Origin of the sequence: Streptomyces sp. NPDC055243 (assembly GCF_044544025.1) — a bacterium.
GTDB lineage: Bacteria > Actinomycetota > Actinomycetes > Streptomycetales > Streptomycetaceae > Streptomyces.
In genome coordinates, this window is record NZ_JBITWR010000002.1 from 622,024 (window position 1) to 641,967 (window position 19,944).

General features: G+C 71.4%; 14 protein-coding genes. 3 read left to right on the forward strand and 11 right to left on the reverse strand.

Features of this window, described 5'->3' with window-relative positions; genetic code table 11:
* Position 1: 1 nt before the first annotated feature.
* Positions 2–1,099 carry a PQQ-dependent sugar dehydrogenase gene (locus ACIGXX_RS07665; RefSeq protein ID WP_399973615.1) on the forward strand — a complete coding sequence of 366 codons (1,098 nt, stop codon included), beginning with the start codon at positions 2–4 and terminating at the stop codon, positions 1,097–1,099.
* On the opposite strand, the gene ACIGXX_RS07670 is transcribed toward ACIGXX_RS07665, so the two are convergent.
* The 5 genes from ACIGXX_RS07670 to ACIGXX_RS07690 form a co-directional block, all read right to left on the reverse strand.
* The gene (locus ACIGXX_RS07670) at positions 1,096–1,878 is read right to left on the reverse strand and encodes an ABC transporter ATP-binding protein (protein WP_399973618.1); all 783 of its coding nucleotides are present in this window, start codon (positions 1,876–1,878) and stop codon (positions 1,096–1,098) included. The genes ACIGXX_RS07665 and ACIGXX_RS07670 overlap by 4 nt on opposite strands.
* Complete coding sequence (locus ACIGXX_RS07675; protein WP_399973621.1) at positions 1,875–4,664, reverse strand: ATP-binding cassette domain-containing protein; 2,790 nt, start codon at positions 4,662–4,664, stop codon at positions 1,875–1,877. Before ACIGXX_RS07675 ends, ACIGXX_RS07670 begins: the two co-directional genes overlap by 4 nt.
* Before the next feature lie 18 nt (positions 4,665–4,682).
* The gene (locus ACIGXX_RS07680) at positions 4,683–5,945 is read right to left on the reverse strand and encodes an ABC transporter substrate-binding protein (protein WP_351159271.1); all 1,263 of its coding nucleotides are present in this window, start codon (positions 5,943–5,945) and stop codon (positions 4,683–4,685) included.
* A gap of 111 nt (positions 5,946–6,056) precedes the next feature.
* Entirely contained in the window at positions 6,057–7,880 is a 1,824-nt protein-coding gene (locus ACIGXX_RS07685) for an AMP-binding protein (RefSeq protein ID WP_361461781.1), read from the reverse strand.
* Between the two features lie 204 nt (positions 7,881–8,084).
* Positions 8,085–9,590 (reverse strand): MFS transporter, encoded by a 1,506-nt coding sequence (locus ACIGXX_RS07690; protein ID WP_361461778.1) that lies wholly within the window; start codon positions 9,588–9,590, stop codon positions 8,085–8,087.
* A gap of 123 nt (positions 9,591–9,713) precedes the next feature.
* Here ACIGXX_RS07690 and ACIGXX_RS07695 point away from each other — a divergent pair, with 123 nt between their 5' ends.
* Positions 9,714–10,727, forward strand: a complete 1,014-nt coding sequence (locus ACIGXX_RS07695) for an Lrp/AsnC family transcriptional regulator (RefSeq protein ID WP_399973626.1) — start codon at positions 9,714–9,716, stop codon at positions 10,725–10,727.
* A gap of 23 nt (positions 10,728–10,750) precedes the next feature.
* On the opposite strand, the gene ACIGXX_RS07700 is transcribed toward ACIGXX_RS07695, so the two are convergent.
* Complete coding sequence (locus tag ACIGXX_RS07700; RefSeq protein WP_351159282.1) at positions 10,751–11,626, reverse strand: LysR substrate-binding domain-containing protein; 876 nt, start codon at positions 11,624–11,626, stop codon at positions 10,751–10,753.
* Between the two features lie 116 nt (positions 11,627–11,742).
* On the opposite strand from ACIGXX_RS07700, the gene ACIGXX_RS07705 reads away from it, so the two are divergent.
* Positions 11,743–12,810 (forward strand): bile acid:sodium symporter family protein, encoded by a 1,068-nt coding sequence (locus ACIGXX_RS07705; protein ID WP_399973631.1) that lies wholly within the window; start codon positions 11,743–11,745, stop codon positions 12,808–12,810.
* Here the strand turns inward: ACIGXX_RS07705 and ACIGXX_RS07710 are convergent.
* The 5 genes from ACIGXX_RS07710 to ACIGXX_RS07730 all read right to left on the reverse strand — a co-directional run bounded on the left by ACIGXX_RS07710 (position 12,746) and on the right by ACIGXX_RS07730 (position 19,941).
* On the reverse strand, positions 12,746–14,005 hold the full coding sequence (locus ACIGXX_RS07710) for a DUF4185 domain-containing protein (RefSeq protein WP_366461799.1): 1,260 nt from the start codon (positions 14,003–14,005) through the stop codon (positions 12,746–12,748). The genes ACIGXX_RS07705 and ACIGXX_RS07710 overlap by 65 nt on opposite strands.
* Before the next feature lie 10 nt (positions 14,006–14,015).
* Entirely contained in the window at positions 14,016–15,920 is a 1,905-nt protein-coding gene (locus ACIGXX_RS07715) for an exo-alpha-sialidase (RefSeq protein WP_399973634.1), read from the reverse strand.
* A 228-nt stretch (positions 15,921–16,148) separates the two neighbouring features.
* Entirely contained in the window at positions 16,149–17,012 is an 864-nt protein-coding gene (fdhD, locus tag ACIGXX_RS07720) for a formate dehydrogenase accessory sulfurtransferase FdhD (protein ID WP_351159291.1), read from the reverse strand.
* Between the two features lie 5 nt (positions 17,013–17,017).
* Positions 17,018–17,878 carry a 2Fe-2S iron-sulfur cluster-binding protein gene (locus tag ACIGXX_RS07725; RefSeq protein WP_351159294.1) on the reverse strand — a complete coding sequence of 287 codons (861 nt, stop codon included), beginning with the start codon at positions 17,876–17,878 and terminating at the stop codon, positions 17,018–17,020.
* Positions 17,875–19,941, reverse strand: a complete 2,067-nt coding sequence (locus ACIGXX_RS07730) for an NADH-ubiquinone oxidoreductase-F iron-sulfur binding region domain-containing protein (RefSeq protein ID WP_399973638.1) — start codon at positions 19,939–19,941, stop codon at positions 17,875–17,877. Before ACIGXX_RS07730 ends, ACIGXX_RS07725 begins: the two co-directional genes overlap by 4 nt.
* Positions 19,942–19,944 lie beyond the last annotated feature (3 nt).

The window sequence follows — 19,944 nt, forward strand, 5'->3', positions numbered from 1 at the left end:
CATGGACAGCGGCAAGAAGAGGGTGGCCCTGCTCGGTGCCGCCGCCCTGGTCGTCGGCCTCACGCAGTACGTCACGTCGGCGTCCGCGGCTCCGGAGCGGCCGGATGCGGTGCTCGGTGAACCGAAGGGCATCGAGACGATATCCACCGGCTGGACGATCCCCTGGGGCACGTCCTGGACGCCCGACGGCGCGTCCGCCCTGGTCACCGAACGCGACGACTTCCGCGTCTGGCTGGTCTCCAAGGACGGCAGGGAAAAGAAGCAGATCGGCACCGTGCCGGAGTCTCAGACCACCGGCGGGGAAGGCGGGTTGATGGGCGTCGCCGTCGACCCGGACTGGGCCACGAACCACTACGTGTACCTCATGCACACCTCGTCCGAGGGCAATCGCATCGCACGGATGACGTACGACGGGACGAAGCTGACCGGCTACAAGGCGCTGCTCAAGGGGATCAAGAAGAACAAGTACCACAACGGGGGCCGCCTGGCCTTCGGCCCCGACGGTTACCTCTACGCCACCACCGGCGACGCCCAGAACGGCGCCCTCGCGCAGGACAAGAACTCCCTCAACGGCAAGATCCTGCGGCTCACCAAGGACGGCAAGGCGGCCCCCGGCAACCCCTTCGGCAACTACGCCTACAGCATGGGCCACCGCAACCCGCAAGGCATCGCCTTCGATGCCCAAGGGAGGCTGTGGGAAGCGGAGTTGGGTCAGAGCAAGAAGGACGAGCTGAACCTCATCAAGCCCGGCAAGAACTACGGCTGGCCCACCTGCGAAGGCACCTGCGACGTCTCCGGCATGACCAACCCCAAGAAGACCTGGGGCGTCGCGGAGGCCTCCCCGAGCGGTGTCGCCGTCGTCGACGGCGCGGTCTACATGGCGGCGTTGAAGGGCGAGCGGCTCTGGCGCATCCCGATCAACGCCGACAACGAGAACGTCGGGACGGCGAAGGCGTTCTACGTCGGCGAGTACGGGCGGCTGCGCGCGGTCACGGCCGTGCCGGGCGCCGACCAGCTGTGGCTCTCCACGACGAACGCCGACAACAACGGCGGGCAGCCGGACGGTTCGGACGAGATCTTCCGCGTGACCATCGGCTAGGCCTGGGCCGCGGTGGTCCCGAGGTACGCGTCCCGCACCTTCGGGTCCGCGCGCACCTCGGCCGCCGTGCCCTCGGCCAGGACGGCGCCCAGGTCGAGGACCACCACGCGGGCGCAGAGCTCCATCACGAAGGCCACGTTGTGCTCGACCAGGAGCACGGCGCAGCCCTCCGCGTCCGCGAGGTGCCGGATGACGGCCGACAGCTGGCCTCGCTCGTCGGCCGTCATGCCGGAGGCGGGCTCGTCCAGGAGCAGCACCCTGGGCGGGTCCGCCACCGCGCGCGCCAGCTCCACCATGCGGGCGCGGCCTACGGGCAGGGCGCCCGCGTAGTCGTCCGCGAGATGCTCAAGTCCGCAGTCACGCAGGACGGTTGACGCACGGGAGCGTCTCTCCCTCTCATGGGTACGCCGCGTGGGCGCCGCCAGCAGATCGGCGCCGAACCCGCCGCCTCCGCCGCGCCACTCCTGCGCGACGAGCAGATTGTCGGCGACCGTGAGCTGCCCGAAGAGCTGCTGGCGCTGGAAGGTGCGGCGCATGCCGTGGCGGGCGCGCCAGACGGGGGAGCGGCGGGTGACGTCCACGCCGTCGAGCAGGACGCGACCCCGGTCGGGGCGGCGGATGCCGGAGACGACGTCGAACAGCGTAGTCTTTCCTGCCCCGTTGGGCCCGATGAGGCCGCAGACCTCGCCGGGGCGCAGGGTCAGATCCACGCCCGTGAGGGCGTGGATGCCGCCGAAGCGGACGCCGATGCCGGAGGCTTCGAGGACGCGGTCGCTCATGGCTGTCCCACTCCTTCGGTGCGGTCCTGCGCGGCTATGCCCAGGTAGGCCTCGGTCAGCTGGTCCGCACGGACCTCGGAGCGCGGGCCGCACCAGGAGACCCGGCCCTGCGCGAGGTACGCGACGGTGTCGGCGATGCCGAGGATCTCGGCGGCCTTCTCCTCGACCAGGAGCAACCCCGTTCCGGCGTCGCGGAGTTCGGCCAGGAGGCGGAAGACCTCGTCGACCACGCGGGGTGCGAGGCCCAGGGACGGCTCGTCCGCGATCAGTACCTTGGGCGGCCGCTGGAGGAGGGGTGCGAGGGCGAGCATCTGCTGCTCTCCTCCGGAGAGGGAACCCGCGGTGACCTTCCGTCGCGCGGCGAGACCGGGGAAGCGGTCGTAGACGGCGTCGCGGGCGTCCCCCTCCGGGAGGTGCAGGGCGAGGTTCTCCTCGATGGTGAGGGAGGGGAAGATGCCGCGGCCTTCTGGGGCGAGGACGATGCCCGCTCGGGAGCGGTGGACGGGGCCGGCGCGGGTGGCGTCCGCCCCGGCGACGTGGATCTTCCCCTGGGTGGGGGCGATGAGACCTGCCGCGACTTTGCACGTCGTCGACTTGCCCGCCCCGTTGGGGCCGAGGAGGGCGAGGATCTCGCCCGGGTGGACGGCGAGGGTCACTCCGTGGAGCACGGGGGCGCCGTCGTATCCGGCGTGGACGTCATGAAGGTCCAGGGAGGGCGGGACCTTTTCCCCAAGCCCGCCCCTTCCCGAAGACCCGCTGACGCGGGAGCCTCGCGTGCCGCCATCACCGGCTTCGCCGAGTTCGTCCTCCAACGCCGGACGGGCTGAAAGCCCCGGCCCGGGAGCGGGGAGCGAACCGCCTGAGGCAGCCTCGCGCCCCGCCACCCGCCTCCGATGCAGCCGCACCGAGACCGCCGCGCAGTACCCGTCCGGATCATTGGCCAGCGCCAACCCCGCCAACCCGAACAGGATCACCGGCAGCTGCACGGACTCCGTCACGTAATCGGCGATCAAGTGCGGCACGATCGCGAAGACGAGCCCCGCCACCACCGCGAACTGCGGCCTGCGCACCCCCGCGGCCACCACCACCGCCAGCCACACGAGCCCCGTCATCGCGGTGAAGTCCGTGGCCGTGATCCGGGTGTTGAACGACGCGTACATCACACCGCCGAACCCCGCGAGCCCCGCCGACAACGTGAACACCAGCAGCTTCGTCCGCACCACCGAGACCCCGGAGGCCATCGCCGCCGCCGGCGCGGACCGCACGGCCAGCATCGCCCGCCCCGTCGCCGACCCCCGCAGCGCGCTCAGCGCGGCCACGGCCGCCGCCACCAGGACGACCATCGCCACGCCCATCGCGCGGTCGTCGCTCAGGTCGACCGGGCCGAAGACGGCGCGCGGTATCTCCCACCCGGTGTCTCCGTTCCGCAACCACCCCATCTGGAAGAGGACTTGATCGGCGAGGAAGGCGAGGGCGAGCGTGGCAAGCGCCAGCGACCGGCCGCCCAGACGCAGCGCGGGCAGCGCGACAAGGGCGCCGAGCACCGCCGCCCCGCACGTCCCCACGAGGGCCGCGGCGATGAACGGCCACCCGTGGCTCATGAGCAGGCCCGCCACCAGGGCCGCGCCCGTCACGAACGTCGCCTGTGCCAGGGAGACCATCGCGCCCAGGCCCGTCACCACGGTGAAGGAGATGAAGACCAGCGAGATCGCCAGGCCCTGCGCGAGGATGCCGCTCCAGAAGGGCGTGGTGACCGTGTAGAAGGACAGCGCGAGCAGCACGCCGCCACCCGTCCACGGCCCCCACCTGCGCAGCCACGACTTCCCGGCGAGATAGTCGATCGGCGGCGCGTCCACCGCCGCCATGCCCGCCGTCCGCTGCCGCCGCGTCATCAGGAGCAGTCCGGCGAAGAGGATCAGGAACGGCACCGCCGTGCGGAACCCGGTGATGTCCTCCGCGAAATCCGCGTACCCGGCGACCAGATTCTGCAGCACCCCGAGCCCGAGCCCGCCCGCGAACGCCAGCGGGATCGACATGAAGCGCCCGAGGACCGCGGCCGTGGCCGACACGAAGAGGAAGAGGGTGAAGTCGTGGGACGACAGGCCCAGCAAGGGAGTCGCCAGCACACCGGCCAACCCCGCGAGCCCCGACGACAGCATCCACGCCACCGACGAGAGCCGGTCCGCGCTCATGCCCCGCAGCTCCACCAGCGAGCGGTTGTCCACCGCGGCCCGCAGCCGCAGCCCAAGGGGTGTGTGCCGCATCAGGACCCACAGGCCGATCGCGACCACGGCCGTCGCGAGCCACGTGATCAGCTGGTCGGAGTCGATGCCGACGCCGTCCATCAGCTGCCAGCTCTCGGCGGGGCTCGGCCCGACGCCCGGCAGGCCGAACTGGTTCTCGGCCGGTTTGACGGACGCCCCCGCGTCCGCCAAGAGCTCCACCACCCACAGGCCGAGCGCGGGCAGCGCGACGAGCAGCCCGATCGTCGCCACGATCTGCGCGGTCTCGCCCACCCGCGCCAGCTTGCGGAACATCAGCCGGTCCAGTCCCCAGCCGAGGGCGGGCGCCACGACACAGACGAGGAGCAGCGCGGTCGGCACGGCGGGCCAGCCGAAGCCGGAGTGGAGTTCGTAGAAGGCGAGCGCGCAGAGGTAGGCGGTCGCGCCGTGCGCGAAGTTGAAGAGGCCGGAGGCGGAGTAGGACAGGACGAGGCCCGTCGCGAGCAGCGCGTACAGAGCGCCGGAGACGAGACCGCTCAGCACGAATCCCAGCAGGTCCGACATGGGTGTTGCCCTGCCCTTCTACTGGAAGGGGATGGGTTCGTAGCAGGTGAAGGGCGACGAAACCGAGTACTTCCCGCCCTTCAGCTGGACGAGGGCGCCGCAGCCGAACGACTCCTTCTGCCCCTTGGGCAGACTGCGGTCGCCGACCATCGTGTCCTTGTCGGAGAAGCCGTTCGCCGCCTGCTGGAAGGAGTCGACCGTCAGGTCTTTGCCCGCCTTCTCGGCGATCGAGAGGAAGAGGTCGGCCGACATGTAGCCGGTCATCATGTGCATGTTCAGCGGGACGTCCTTGCCCGCCGCCTTCCTGATGTCCGCCTTGAACTGCTTCATCGCCGGGGTGTTCTGCTCGAACGGCTGGAAGGCCAGCAGGATGTGCACGCCGTCGAGCGCCTTCTTCGTCGCGCTCTTGGTGAGCAGCCCCGGGTCGTAGTCGGTCGGGTCCGTGATGACGCCCTTGAATCCGGAGCGCTTGACGGCCGTGAACAGGCCGATGTTGTACGGGGTCTGCATCACGGAGACGACCACGTCCGGCGCATCGCCGCCGTCCGAGCGCAGGATCTCCTTCGTGTACGCCGACCAGTCGCTGGGCACGGAGGTCGCGGGCACGGTCGACTTGGCGTACGTCACCTTGTAGCCGGCCGCCGCGAAACTCTGCTTGTAGGTGCGGATGGCGAAGGTGCCCGCGTCGTTGTCGTTGGCGAGGATGGCCACGGACTTGCCCTTCGAGCCGTCCGTCACCTTCTTCAGGCCCTCGGGCCAGCTCTGCGTGATGGTGCCGCCCGGCATCGGCACCATGCAGCCTCCGTAGCCGTACATGTAACTCGGTCCGCAGAACGGCGGGATGGTGCCCCAGCCGAACGTCGGGACCTTCTGCTTCTGGAGGAAGTCGGCGCCGGAGAAGGTCACCGAGCTCATCGGCGCGACGGCGAACACCTTGTCCTGCTGGACGAGTTTGCGCGCCGCCGCGAGATTCTTGCCCGGGTCCTGGCCGTCGTCCTCCGCGCCCAGGTAGTCGATCTTCCGTCCGTGTACGCCGCCTGCGGCGTTCGCGCGGTCGAAGCGGGCCTTGGCGCCGAGGTCGGTGTCCTTCTTGCTGTAGCCGCTGGCGGTCGTCATGGAGACGATGCCGCCGACCTTGATGGAGTCGGCGCTCACGCCGCGTACGGAGCCGCCTGCCTTGTCGCCGCCGCTCGAATCGCTGCTGTTGGAGGCGGAGTTGCAGGCAGTGGCGAGCAGCAGTGCGGCCACGGTGGCGGTGATGGTGCGGATCGATCGCGACACGGTTCGAGCCCCCTCCGTCGAAGTGGGGCTGATTCTGTGCGGGACCTGATGAACCGTCAATAACAGACGCGTCGGTAATTGATGAACCGTCAGAAACCCGCTCGGCTCACCTCACGCCCGGTACAAGGCCTCCACCTCAGCGGAGTACGCCGTCTCGATGGCCTTGCGCTTGAGCTTCAGCGAGGGCGTGAGCAACCCGTGCTCCTCCGAGAACTGGTGGGCCAGTATCCGGAACGTACGGATCGACTCCGCCTGCGAGACAAGGGTGTTGGCGGCCACCACGGCCCGCCGCACCTCGGTCTCCAGATCCGGATCGCGCACCAGGTCCGTCGGGGACATTGGCGGCTTGCGCCGCATGGTCAGCCAGTGCTCGACGGCCTCGCCGTCCAGCGTGACGAGCGCCGCGATGTAGGGGCGGTCGTTGCCCACGACGATGCACTGCGCGACCAGCGGATGGTCGCGCACCCGCTCCTCCAGCTGCCCCGGCGAGACGCTCTTGCCGCCGGACGTCACCAGGATCTCCTTCTTGCGCCCGGTGATCGTGAGGTAGCCGTCCTCGTCGAGCGCGCCCAGGTCACCGGTGGCCAGCCAGCCGTCGTGCAGGGTCGCGTCGGTGGCCTTGGGGTCGTTCAGGTAGCCCTGGAAGACGTTGCCGCCGTTCAGCCAGACCTCGCCGTCCTCCGCGATGTACACGGTGGTGCCGGGGATGGCCTGGCCGACCGTGCCGTAGCGGGTGCGCTCGGGCGGGTTGGCGGTGGCGGCGGCCGTGGACTCGGTGAGGCCGTAGCCCTCGTAGATCTCGACGCCCGCGCCCGCGAAGAACAGGCCCAGGCGCCGGTCCATCCCGGAGCCGCCCGACATCGCGTGGCGCACGCGGCCGCCCATGGCGTCGCGCACCTTGGCGTAGACGAGCTTCTCGAAGAGCGAGTGCTGCATGCGCAGGGCCGCCGAAGGCCCGGGGCCGGTGCCGAACGCCCTGGCCTCCATGGCGTCCGCGTACCGCACGGCGCACTCCACGGCCTTGTCGAAAGGACCGGTCTTGCCGTCCTTCTCGGCCTTGCGCCGTGCCGCGTTGAAGACCTTCTCGAAGATGTACGGGACGGCCAGGATGAAGGAGGGGCGGAACGCGGCCAGGTCCGGGATGAGGGCCGCCGCGTTCAGGCTCGGCTGGTGGCCCAGCTTGACCCCGCCGCGCACCGCCGCGACCTGCACCATGCGCCCGAAGACGTGCGCGAGCGGCAGGAAGAGCAGCGTCGTCGCCTCGTCGCCGCGCCGGGAGTGGAACACCGGCTCCCAGCGCTGGATGACCGTCTCCGCCTCGAACATGAAGTTGGCGTGGGAGATCAGGCAGCCCTTGGGGCGGCCTGTGGTGCCCGAGGTGTAGATGATCGTGGCGATCGAGTCCGGGGTGACGGCGCGGCGGTGCCGGTTGACCACCTCGTCGTCGACGTCCTGGCCCGCACGGTGCAGCTCGTCCACGGCGTCGGCGTCCAGCTGCCACAGCCTGCGCAGCTGCGGCAGCCGGTCGATCACCGAGCCGATCGTCATCGCGTGGTCCTCGTGCTCGACCATGGCGGCCGACACCTGCGCGTCGTGCAGCATCCAGAAGACCTGCTCGGCCGACGAGGTGGGGTAGACGGGCACCACCTGGGCGCCGACCGTCCAGAGCGCGTAGTCGAAGAGCGTCCACTCGTAGCGCGTGCGGCACATGATGGCGACGCGGTCGCCGAAACGCACCCCTTGCGCGAGCAGACCCTTGGCGAGCGACATCACCTGGTCGCGGAACTCCGCCGATGTGACGTCGCGCCACACGCCGTCCGTCTTGCGGCCGAAGGCGATGTGGAGCGGATCCTCAAGGGCATGGTCGAACACGACGTCGGCAAGGCCACCCACCAGCGGCGCCGACGCCAACGGAGGGTTCGTGAACTCGCGCAATGATGCTCCTTGTGGCGCTCCGCACAGCGCCGGTGACGGTACCCCACCGCGGTGCCGGGCGGGAGAGGGGTGACCGACCCCTCGGTACGTACCATCCACGCTGGTCAGCCGCTGAAATCCGGCCACAAGGGGAGAGGCGGGACAGAATACTTACGGTTCAGTAAGTTTCGGTGGCGTAATCTCCACCGAATCTGTACGCGGCGGTTACGGCTGTGGCTGCCTCTCGGAGATCCGCTCGACGGGTGCCGGAATCTTCGCCTCCGGTGTGGTGCCCGGCGCCGTGCGCGCGGAGCGCACCATGACGAGGACCGCGGCCCCCGCCACCAGACCCACCACGCCCGCGACGACCGCCGCCGCGTTCAGGCCGGAGGCGAACGCCGTCCGCACGGCGTGCTCGGAGAGCGTCCCACGCACCGCCGACGCACCGCCGCCCGCGACGGTGTGAGCCGCGTCATGGCCGAGGGTGTCCTGCATGCGCGAGGTCAGCACCGTGCCGAAGACGGCGACCCCCAGTGCGTATCCGAGCTGCCGGAACGTGTTGACCGCGCCGCCCGCCATCCCCGAGTTCTCCGGCGGCACCGCCGCGAGGGCCGCGCCCCCCAGGGCCGGAGATACCAGGCCGGTGCCGATGCCCGCGAGCGTGAGCCCGGGGACGAGCGAGCCCCAGGACGACCCCGCGTCGAGCACCGCGAGGGCGACCCCGCCGCCCCCGATCAGGAGCAGCCCGATGCCGATGGTCAGCCGCGCGGGCACCCCGTGCAGCAGCCGTCCGCCGATCGCTGCCACGACGAACGAGGTCGCGGCCAGCGGCAGCATGACGAGGCTGCCGGTCACCGGGCTCATGCCGAGCACGGTCTGCAGCCAGATCGAGAGGTAGGGCATCAGGCCGAACGCGGCCGCGTTGTAGCCGATCGCGCCGACCAGTACGCCCGTGAAGGCGGGCATGCGCAGGAGCCTCAGGTCGAGCAGCGGGTGCGCGACGCGGCGTTCGACGGCCACGAAGGCGGCGAGCGCGAGCACCGACACCGCGAGGGTCGCCACGGTGGGCGCCGACGTCCAGCCCTCCGAACCCGCCCGCACCACTCCGTACGTCAGCGCCCCCGCGAAGAGCGCGAACGTCACCGTGCCCGCCCAGTCGACCTTGCGCCCCGCTTGTCCCTTCGACTCCGGCACCACGCGCAGCGTCAGCCACATCGAGGCGACGCTCACCGGCAGGTTCACGAAGAAGATCCACCGCCAGCCCGGCCCCTCGGTGAGCAGCCCGCCGACGATCGGCCCCATCGCCGCCGCGGCCCCGCTGACCGCTCCCCAGACGCCGAGCGCGACCGACCGGTCCCGCCCCTGGTAGGCGGCGCCGAGCAGCGGCAGGGTCGTCGCGAACATCGCGGCGGCGCCGAGCCCCTGCAGGGCGCGGGCGGCCACCAAAAGCTCCGCGTTCGTGGCGAGCCCGCAGCCGAGCGAGGCGAGCGCGAAGAGCGCGGTGCCCGCCACGTTCAGCCGCCGCCTGCCGAGCACGTCCGCCGCGGCCCCGACCCCGAGCAGCAGCGCGGCGAGCGCGAGGGCGTAACCGTCGATCACCCATTGCAGATCACTCAGCGAGGCGTTCAGCGCTCTCGCCATGTCGGGCAGTGCCACGACCACGATGGTCACGTCCAGCAGCAGCATGAACGTCCCCAGGCACACCGCTGTGAGCGGCCCCCATGTACGCATTGTCAGCTCTCCTCGTACGACTCTTACGACGCGTTTCACGACGCGTGTGCGTGCCTCGTACGATGGAGTCCGCCCGGACGATCCAAGTCGCCAGCCAGGGAAGATCGAAGGAATCCGACACCGATGAGCACCGCATCAACGGAATCCGCCACTTCATCCGTGCGGGACTCGCTCGACGTCAGGCTCCTCCAGGCCCTGGAGATCGACGGACGCGCGCCCTTCAGCAAGATCGCCGCCGTCCTGGGCGTCTCCGACCAGACCGTCGCCCGCCGCTACCGCAGGCTGGTCTCCGACGGCAGCCTGCGGATCGTCGCCGTCCGGGACCACGAGAAGCTCGGCCAGGACCAGTGGATGCTGCGGCTGCGCTGCGCCCCCGAGGGCGCCGACGCCATCGCCACCGCCCTGGCGCGCCGCCCCGACACGTCATGGATCGGCCTCACCTCCGGCGGCACCGAAGTCGTCTGCTGCACCCGGCCCCGCACCCGCACCGACCAGGACGAGCTGCTGCTCGCCAAGCTGCCGCGCACCCCGCACATCGTCGACATCCGCGCCCAGCAGATGCTGCACCGCTTCTTCGGCGGCCCGGACGGCTGGCTGATGAAGCACGGGCCGCTCGGCGATGACCAGATCGCGGCCCTGCGCGGCGCGGCTGCCCCGGCCGCCGCCCGCGCAGCCGATCTGCCCCTGCGGATCGAGCCCGAGGACGAACCGCTGGTGGCCGCGCTCGAAGAGGACGGCCGCGCGACCTATCCGGAGCTCCAGCGGGCCACCGGGCGTTCGGAGTCGGCCGTCAAACGCCGGCTCGGCGCGCTGGTCGCGTCCGGCGCGATCTACATCGACATCGAGTACGCCAACGCACTCATCGGCCTGCACGTCGGGGCGATGCTCTGGATCACCACCGCGCCCTGGGCCATGGACTCGGTGGGCAGGGCCCTCGCCTCCCACGCCGAGATCGCCCACGCCACCGCCGTGGCAGGCCCCTCGAACATCATGGCCACCGCCGTGGCCCGCGACATCCCCGCGCTCTACGCCTACCTCAGCGGGAAACTGGGCCAGCTGGACGGCGTCCAGCACGTCGAGACGGCGCCGTTCATGCGCCGGGTCAAGCAGCTCACGTACCGGCCCTACCCGCGCTGAACGGCCTGTCCCCGCTGAACGCCCTATCCTCGCTGACGCCGCCGGTGCAGCCGGTCGCCGCCCGCCAGGATCGACGCGGCGAGCGCGTCCGCAGCGCCCTGCGCCGAGGCCCGCCGCTCCCCGTGCAGGAGCACGAAGTCGACCGCGCCCAGCTCCGGGAGGCCCGCCCGCTCCGGGACGCGGACCAGGCCCGGCGGGATCAGGCCGTGGGAGTGCGCCATCACGCCGAGTCCCGCGCGGGCCGCGGCGACCAGGCCGTTCAGGCTGCCGCTGGTGCACGCGATCCGCCAGGCACGGCCGCGCCGCTCCAGGGCTTCCAGGGCGAGCGCGCGGCTGATGCCGGGGGGTGGGAACACGACGAGCGGCACCGGCTGGTCGGGGTCGAGGCGCAGCCGCGCGGCACCGATCCAGACCAGCTCGTCGTGCCAGACCAGCTCGCCGCGCGGGTCCTCGGGGCGCCGCTTGGCCAGGACCAGGTCGAGCATGCCCGCGTCCAGCTTCTCGTGCAGCGTGCCGGACAGTTCGACCGTCAGCTCCAGGTCGACGTCCGGGTGGTCGTGCCGGAACGACTCGAGGATGTCGGTGAGCCGGGTCAGGACGAAGTCCTCCGACGCGCCGAACCGCAGCCGCCCGCCGAGCCGCGTCCCGGTGAAGAACGCCGACGCCTGCTCGTGCACCTCCAGGATCCGCCGCGCGAAGCCGAGCATCGCCTCGCCGTCCTCGGTCAGCTCCACGGAATGCGTGTCGCGCGCGAAGAGCTGGCGCCCGGTGGCGTCCTCCAGGCGGCGCACGTGCTGGCTCACCGTGGACTGGCGCAGACCCAGGCGCCGGGCGGCCTGCGTGAAGCTCAACGTCTGGGCCACGGCGAGGAACGTACGGAGCTGGGCGGGGTCGTACATGCTCACCAGGTTATCGCGGAACGTGATGACAGTCAGAGCGGTATCCGGGATTCCCGATTGCGGTGATCAGGAGGATCATCAAGAGGGCACGATGCGAACCAAACCGATGGAGCGAAGTGAAACGCCCGAGCTGGCCCACCTGGATGCCGATCGACCCCTACATCCTGGCGTTGCTCGGCACAGTAGGTGTCGCCGCGCTGCTGCCCGCGCGCGGCATCGGCGCCGACATCGCGGGCGGGGCGTCGACCGGGGCCGTGGCGCTCCTGTTCTTCCTCTACGGAGCCCGGCTCTCCACCCGCGAGGCACTGGACGGGCTCAAGCACTGGCGGCTCCATGTCACCGTCCTCGCCTGTACGTTCATCGCCTTCCCGCTGCTCGGGCTCGCGGCCAAGGGACTCGTTCCGTACGTCCTGACACCCGCCCTCTACAGCGGGTTCCTCTTCCTGACGCTCGTGCCCTCCACGATCCAGTCGTCGATCGCCTTCACCTCCATGGCGCGCGGCAACGTCCCCGCGGCGATCTGCGCGGGCTCCTTCTCCTCGCTCGCCGGCATCGTCCTCACGCCGCTGCTCGCCGCCGCCCTGCTCGGCAACAGCGGGGGCGGGTTCTCCGCGGACTCCGTCCTCAAGATCGTGCTCCAGCTCCTGGTGCCGTTCCTCGCCGGACAGCTCCTGCGCCGGTGGATCGGCGGCTTCATCGCACGGAACAAGAAGGTGCTCGGCCTCGTCGACCGCGGCTCCATCCTGCTCGTCGTCTACACCGCGTTCAGCGAGGGCATGGTGCAGGGCATCTGGCACCAGGTGACGCCTCTGCGGCTCGGCGCGCTGCTCGGCGTGGAGGCGGTGCTGCTCGCCGTGATGCTCGCCCTCACCTGGTACGGGGCCAAGCGGCTCGGGTTCGGCCGCGGGGACCGCATCGCCATCCAGTTCGCCGGGTCGAAGAAGTCCCTCGCCGCCGGACTGCCCATGGCCAGCGTCCTGTTCGGGGCCCAGGCCTCGCTCGCCGTGCTGCCGCTGATGCTCTTCCACCAGATGCAGCTGATGGTCTGCGCGGTGATCGCCAAGCGGCGCTCGCGCGACATCGAGGACTTCGAGGGTGCCGAAGGCGCCGAGGAAGCCGTCAGCGAGCCGTCGCGAGCCGAAGAGAAACGAACCGCGGTCGGTACAGGGACACGTTCCGGCTGACGTTGGCCTGCGCGCTCGCGGGCGCCGCGTCCAGCCAGTTGACGTCGTAGCTGAGCAGCAGCCGTCCGTTCCCGCTGAGCGCCGGATGGGCCTGCGGGTTGTAGGCGGCCATGTCCTGCTCGGCCGAGCCGTCCTTCGGCAGGGGCGGCGAGAAGCCCTTCGCGGGCCCGTGCCAGGGACCGGTGGGCGAGCACGCCCAGTAGGACGTGACCGTGGTCAGGCCCTCGGCGCCCGCGGCCATCGTGAACAGGACGTATGTCCCCTTCACGCGCACCACCGTGAACGCGCTGCCCACACCCTTGCGTTCGCCGTCCCCGAGGACCGGTCGCGGCTTGCCGGTCTCCGTCCAGCCGTCGCCGTTCCAGTACCGCCACGCGCCGGGCTCCGCCAGCCGGCCCTTGGGGACGCGTGCCACGTAGGCGTGCGAGGCGGAGCGGGAGGCGGCCTGGCCGTCGTTGCCGCCGAAGACGTACGTCCAGTCGCCGTCGTCGACCGTCGTCGTGCCGTACAGGACGCGCTTCTCCGGGTCGGGCACGGAACTCTGGTCGGAGACCTTCACGATGCCCTCGACGCGCAGATCGGGCAGGGAGAGCGTGGCGACCTCGGTGGCGTTCGGCACGCCGTAGATCCACGGGCCCGTGCCGGTGGCGCGGGACCACAGCAGGACGCGTACGACCTTGTCGGACGAGCCGGGGGAGCGGGGCTCCACCTTCGCGGCGACCGGCCAGCGCCACTGCTGCGGCGCCGGGTCGGGGAAGAGCGGGGCGGGCAAGGTGCGCTGCAGGGTGCCCGAACGCGACATGACCACGGCCGAGTTGCGGACCATGGGCGCGGTGGAGTCCCGCCAGGTGTGGGGCTGGCCCACCGGGTTGGGCGGCGCGTGCACCTGGCCCAGGAACGTGTCGGAGAACAGCCACAGCAGCCGCCCGTCCGGCAGCCGCACCGAATGCGTGCCGTCGCCGCCGGTCCAGTCGTCCGCCCGCGCCGTGTCGTCGCCGTAGCGCTCGAACGCCCCGGTGACCTTGTCATCGGCGGCCCAGGACGAGACGGTGCGCGCCTCGCATGCGTCGCCGCCCTCCCGGTCGTCGTCCGGGAGGGCGGTGAGCAGCACGGCCGCGCAGGCGAGGGCGAGCAGCAGGACGATCCACGTCCTGCGCGCGCTCCGACCCGGGCGTGGACCTTGGTCGGCGGACACGTGCGGGACGTTAGTTGCTCGGGCGGATGTGGTCCATGGGGAGCCGTGCCACGGTGTCCCGCGTCACAGGGGCCTTGGCGCCGCCGTCCGTGCCGAGCCCGGTGAGTTCCGCGTCGCTCAAGGCCCGGTCGTAGACGCGTACCTCGTCGATCGCACCCGTGAAGTGGGCGCGGCTGTCGACCCGCTGGCCGACGTGGAAGCCGTACCCCGAGGTGCGGGTGACCGTGCCCGGGACGTCGGCGGTGGTGATCCGGGTGCCGTCGACGGACAGGGTGAGCTGCCCGCCGCCCCTGCGCAGTGCGATGTGGTGCCACTGGCCGTCGTTGTAGGCACCCGTGGTGCGCACGGACGCGGACCTCGGAGGAGTGGAGCCGTCGCGCGTGGTGATCAGGCCCGTGACGCGGTTGCTCGCGGGTTCGCCGCGCAGCCACACCTGCGGCTGGTTGGTCCCGATGCCGCCCATCCACAGCAGCGGCTGCTCACCGCTGGTCGCGGAGTAGCGGAACCACAGCGATGCCGTGAAGTCCTTCGTGCCGAGCGGGAGCTGGCTGCGGAAGGGCAGGCGCACGGCGTCGTTCGTGCCGTCGAAGGCGATGGCCCCGCCGAACCGGCCGTCGGTCGTGGACGCCCCGCCGAGGACGGCCGCGGGCTTCGCGTGCGGAGCGCGGTCGGCGGTCGTCGGGTCCGGGCCGCGGCGCGGCTGGAGCCAGTCCTCGGTGAAGCGCGCGAAGCGGATCTCGTCGCGGGCGTCGACCGCGCCGCCCTCGTACATCAGGCCCACGTGCTCGCCGTCGGCCCGCACCATGTCCGAGTAGCCCGACCAGTCCGTGGTCACCGTCGTGCCGCGGTCCACGCTGTCCCAGGTGCGGCCGCCGTCGTAGGAGGAGCGGATCTGCATCGTGCGGCGGCGGTCGGGGTCACCGGGGCAGGCGAGCAGCATCCGCTTGCCGAACTGGAGCGTGGAGCCCTGCACTTGGGGCGTGTAGAGATCGGGGATGGCCTTGAACGGCGCGGCGAAGCTGTCGCCCCCGTCCCGGCTGACCGTGTGCGTGCGATGCCCCAGGTCGGTGCCGTCCTGCTCGCGCCCGCTGACGTAGACCGCCCCGTCCGGGCGCTCCGTGATGGTCATCTCCGACGGCTTCTGCCGGAAGGTGCCGTCGGCGGCCGCTATCGGGTACGAGTCCTTGGCGCCGATCCGCCAGTTGTCGCCGCCGTCGTCGCTGACGATCAGTGCCGCGTGGTTCGCGGTGACCCGGCTGCCGTCCCAGGTCTCGGTGTTGGCGGTGAAGACGAGCCGCCCGGCGTGCCGGCCGCGGGTCAGCTGGAGGCCGTGCACGGGGCCGGTCGCGTACCAGGAGTTCCAGTCCTCGGGCAGGATCTGGTCGCTCAGGTCGCGCGGCGCCGACCAGCTGCGGCCGTCGTCGTCGCTGTACTGGAGGTGCGGGGTGCGGTCGCAGGGGACGGCGCAGTTCCCGCCGTCCGTGCGGCCGGTGTTGTACGTCTCCGCCAGGTGGACGCGGCCGGTCCTGCGGTCCACGATCGGGGCGGGGTTGCCGTGCGTGTCGCCCGCGCCCTCGTTGACGACCTGGAGCGGACTCCAGGTGCGTCCGCCGTCGTGCGAGCGCTTGAGCACGATGTCTATGTCGCCCGCGTCACTGCAGTCGTTCACCCGCCCCTCGGCGAACGCGAGGAGCGTGCCCTTGACCGTCTTGACCACGGCGGGGATGCGATAGCAGGCGTACCCGGGGTCCTGCGAGGCCTTGAAGAGCACCTGCTGCTCGAACCCCGCCGCACGGGCGTCGTCCGGCGCGGCCTGCGCCGTGGGCCCGGGGAGCAGCGCCCCGACGGCGACGACGGTCAGCGCGGCCGTGGCGGTGCGCAGGGATCTGAGGCGTAAACGGAGAGCTGATGGCATGGCGCGGCCCACCCTTCAAGGTGACTGGACATCCTGACATCCCACGTCCAACGTTCGCGCCACAGACGCTACTTGGGAGGCTCGACACCCCACAAGAAGCGTGCGTGGCACGAATGGACGCAGCCAGGTCAGGAGGCCGGACCCGCGGAGCGGGCCCGGGACCCCGCCGGCGCAGGGGGCGCTCCCCGCCGGTCGGGGTCCCGCCGCCGTGCAGCGGGGAGCGGCCGGTCAGCCCTGGGAGGCCGAGGCCCGCACGGCGATCCGGTGCTCGCCCGCGTACACGTTCATGGAGGAGCCGCGCAGGAAGCCGACCAGGGTCAGGCCCGTCTCGGCGGCCAGATCGACGGCGAGGGAGGAGGGCGCGGAGACGGCGGCGAGCACCGGAATGCCCGCCATCACCGCCTTCTGCGCCAGCTCGAACGAGGCGCGCCCCGACACGAGCAGCACGGAGCGCGACAGCGGCAGGCGGTCGTCCTGGAGGGCGCGCCCGACGAGCTTGTCGACCGCGTTGTGCCGCCCCACGTCCTCCCGTACGTCGAGCAGTTCGCCGTCCTCGGAGAAGAGGGCCGCCGCGTGCAGGCCCCCGGTCCGGTCGAAGACCCGCTGCGCCGCCCGCAGCCGGTCGGGGAGGCACGCGAGCAGCTCGGTCCCGAGCCGGACCGGGGCAGTGGCGCCGCCGTCCGTGTCGTCGATCGCCCAGCGGGCCGTCGTGCGGACCGCGTCCAGGCTCGCCTTGCCGCACAGGCCGCAGGACGAGGTGGTGTAGACGTTGCGTTCGAGGGTGATGTCGGGCAGGACGAGCCCCGGAGCGGTCTTCACGTCGACCACGTTGTACGTGTTCACGCCGTCCGCCGTGGCCCCGGCGCAGTAGACGATGGACTGGAGCTCGTCCGCCGAGCCGAGCACCCCCTCGCTCACCAGGAAGCCCGCCGCGAGCGCGAAGTCGTCACCCGGCGTGCGCATCGTGATGGCGAGCGGCTTCCCGTTCAGCCGGATCTCCAGCGGCTCCTCCGCGACCAGGGTGTCCGGCCGCTCGGTGACGGCCCCGTCCCTGATGCGGATGACGCGACGGCGCTCCGTGACTCGTCCCATGTCGATCAGTCCCGGTTCTGTACGTGCTGGTAGCCGAAACGGCCCTTGATGCAGAGGTTGCCGTGGGTCACCGGATTGTCGTGCGGTGAGGTGACCTTCACGATGTCATTGTCCTGCACGTGCAGGGTCAGGTTGCAGCCGACTCCGCAGTACGCGCACACCGTCGTCGTCTCCGTCTGCCGCTCCTCGTCCCAGGTCCCCGCCGCCCGCATGTCGAACTCGGACTTGAAGCTGAGGGCCCCGGTCGGACAGACCTCGATGCAGTTGCCGCAGTACACGCACGCGGATTCGGTCAGCGGACCGTCGTGCTCGACGGCGATCCGGGCGTCGAAGCCGCGGCCCACCACGGAGATGGCGAACGTGTTCTGCCACTGGTCGCCGCAGGCGTCGACGCACTTGTAGCAGAGGATGCACTTGTCGTAGTCGCGCACGTAGAGGTCGTTGTCGATACGGGGCTCCTCGTTGAGCCGCGCGGCGTCCGGGCCGAAGCGGTCGGGCTTGGCGTCGTACTCCTTGAGCCAGCCCGCGACCTTCGGCGTGGTCGACATGTCGACGGACGAGGCGAGCAGCTCAAGGACCACCTTCCTGCTGTGCCGGGTGCGCTCGGTGTCGGTGAGCACGGTCATGCCCGGCTCGGCCAGGCGCGAGCAGGCCGGGGCGAGGGTACGGGCGCCCTCGACCTCGACGACACACACCCGGCAGGCGTTCTTCGGGGTCAGCGTGTCGCCCTCGCAGAGGGTCGGGACGTCCTTGCCCGCGGCCCGGCAGGCCTCCAGGATGGTCGCCCCCTCGGGCACTCTGGCGTCCTGCCCGTCCAGCGTGAACTCGACGAGACGGCGCGGGATTCCCAGCGGTACGGCGGTCACTTGTACGCCCCCAGACGGTCGATGGCGGATTCCACGGCGTTCCACGCGGTCTGGCCGAGCCCGCAGATGGAGGCGTCCCGCATGGTCCGCCCCACCTCGCGCAGGAGCGCGATGTCCCCGGCGGCCTCCGCCCCGGTCCGCTCGACGATGCGGTGCAGGGCCTCCTCCTGCCGGACGGTGCCGACCCGGCAGGGCACGCACTGCCCGCAGGACTCGTCGCGGAAGAACTCGGCGATGCGCAGCAGGACGCGGGGGAGCGGCACGGTGTCGTCCAGGGCGAGGACCACCCCGGAGCCGAGGGTGGTGCCCGCGTCCCTGGTCCCTTCGAAGGTGAGCGGGATGTCGAGCTCGTCGGGCCGTACGAAGCCTCCGGCCGCGCCGCCCAGGAGGACGGCGCGGAGGTTGTCCGGCATCCCGGAGAGGGTGAGGAGCTCGCGGAGGGTGGCGCCGAAGGGAAGCTCGTAGATGCCGGGGCGCTCGACACTGCCGGAGACGCAGAAGAGCTTGGGCCCGGTGGACTTGGCGGTGCCGATGGCGGCGTAGGCCTGTGCGCCCATGCTGAGGACGGGCAGCACGTTGACGAGGGTCTCGACGTTGTTCTCGGCGGTGGGTTTGCCGAAGAGCCCCTTCTCGACCGGGAAGGGCGGCTTGGAGCGCGGCTCTCCCCGATACCCCTCGATGGAGTTGAAGAGGGCGGTCTCCTCCCCGCAGATGTAGGCGCCCGCGCCGCGCCGGATCTCGATGTCGAAGGCGTACCCCTGCCCGAGGACGTCGTCCCCGAGAAGCCCGCGCGCGCGGGCCTGTGCGATGGCGTGGGTGAGCCGCTCCAGGGCGCGGGGGTACTCGCCGCGGAGATAGAGGTAGCCGAGGTGGGCGCCGGTGGCGTACCCCGCGATGGTCATCGACTCGATGAGCGAGTACGGGTCGCCCTCCATGATCACCCGGTCCTTGAAGGTGCCGGGCTCGGACTCGTCGGCATTGCAGACGAGGTAGTGGGGATGGTCGGGTTGTGCGGCGGTGGCCTGCCACTTCCTACCCGTGGGGAAGGCGGCGCCGCCCCGGCCGACGAGGCCGGAGTCGGTCACTTCGCGGATGACGGCGGCGGGGCCGATGGCGAAGGCGTGGCGCAGGGCGGTGTAGCCGCCGTGGGCGCGGTAGTCGTCCAGGGAGGAGGGGTCCACCTTGCCGATCCTGCTGAGCAGGAGGAGGCCGTCCTGGCCTGCCTGGGGGACGGCGAGTGCCGCTGGGGGCTCGGCGGGGGCGGCTTCCGGGGCGAGGGCCGCTTGGGTGAGGGTGTCGGGTGCGGCTGGGGCGATGGTTGCGGTGACGTAAGTCTTCTCCCCAACCCCGCCCCTTCCCGAAAACCCGCTCTGGCGCGGGGGCCTTGGTTGCCGTTGATCACCGGCTCCGCCGAGTTCGTCCTCAAACGCCGGACGGGCTGAAACTCCTTCTCCCGGCCGTGATCTTTCAGCCCGTCCGGCGTTTGAGGACGAGCCGTCAAGGCGATCGGCGGTCACGCCAGGCCCCCGCGCCAGCGGGTTTTCGGGAAGGGGCGGGGTTGGGGAAGGAAGCGCCGCAGGCACACCCGCCCGCACCACCAACGCAGCCGGAGCCCTCTCACACAGGCCCAGGCAGGGCGACCGCTCGACAGCAACCCCGGACTCCGGGCCGAGCCGCGCCTCCACCTCCCCGCACAGCTCCGCACCGCCCCCGCACGCAAGGTCCGTACACACCCGAACCACCGTCGCCGGACGCGGCCGGACCGCGAACATGGAGTAGAACGTGGCCACCCCGTACCCCTCCGCCGGCGGCACCATCAGCCGCCGGCAGAGGTAGTCCAGGCCCCCCTCGCTCACCCACCCCACGCGGTCGTTGAGCGCGTGCAGCCCCGGCAACAGCTCGTCCCGCCGCTCCCGCGCCGCACGGCCTCCCCGCGCCCACCGCAGGTCCGCGTCGCTGCGGTCGGCGGCCCCCTCCCAGGCGGACCCGGGCGGCCCGAGGACCGCGTCGACGGCCGCCCGCTCCTCGTCCGTCGGCTTGCTGTCACCGAAGTGCAGATCCATGCG

Excerpts from the sequence above, each read along its gene's own strand:
- ACIGXX_RS07665 (WP_399973615.1), top strand. The coding sequence starts at position 2 with ATGGACAGCGGCAAGAAGAGGGTGGCCCTGCTCGGTGCCGCCGCCCTG.
- ACIGXX_RS07670 (WP_399973618.1), bottom strand. The coding sequence starts at position 1,878 with ATGAGCGACCGCGTCCTCGAAGCCTCCGGCATCGGCGTCCGCTTCGGC.
- ACIGXX_RS07695 (WP_399973626.1), top strand. The coding sequence starts at position 9,714 with ATGAGCACCGCATCAACGGAATCCGCCACTTCATCCGTGCGGGACTCG.
- ACIGXX_RS07715 (WP_399973634.1), bottom strand. The coding sequence starts at position 15,920 with ATGCCATCAGCTCTCCGTTTACGCCTCAGATCCCTGCGCACCGCCACG.
- ACIGXX_RS07730 (WP_399973638.1), bottom strand. The coding sequence starts at position 19,941 with ATGGATCTGCACTTCGGTGACAGCAAGCCGACGGACGAGGAGCGGGCG.
- ACIGXX_RS07690 (WP_361461778.1), bottom strand. The coding sequence starts at position 9,590 with ATGCGTACATGGGGGCCGCTCACAGCGGTGTGCCTGGGGACGTTCATG.
- fdhD (WP_351159291.1), bottom strand. The coding sequence starts at position 17,012 with ATGGGACGAGTCACGGAGCGCCGTCGCGTCATCCGCATCAGGGACGGG.
- ACIGXX_RS07675 (WP_399973621.1), bottom strand. The coding sequence starts at position 4,664 with ATGTCGGACCTGCTGGGATTCGTGCTGAGCGGTCTCGTCTCCGGCGCT.
- ACIGXX_RS07700 (WP_351159282.1), bottom strand. The coding sequence starts at position 11,626 with ATGTACGACCCCGCCCAGCTCCGTACGTTCCTCGCCGTGGCCCAGACG.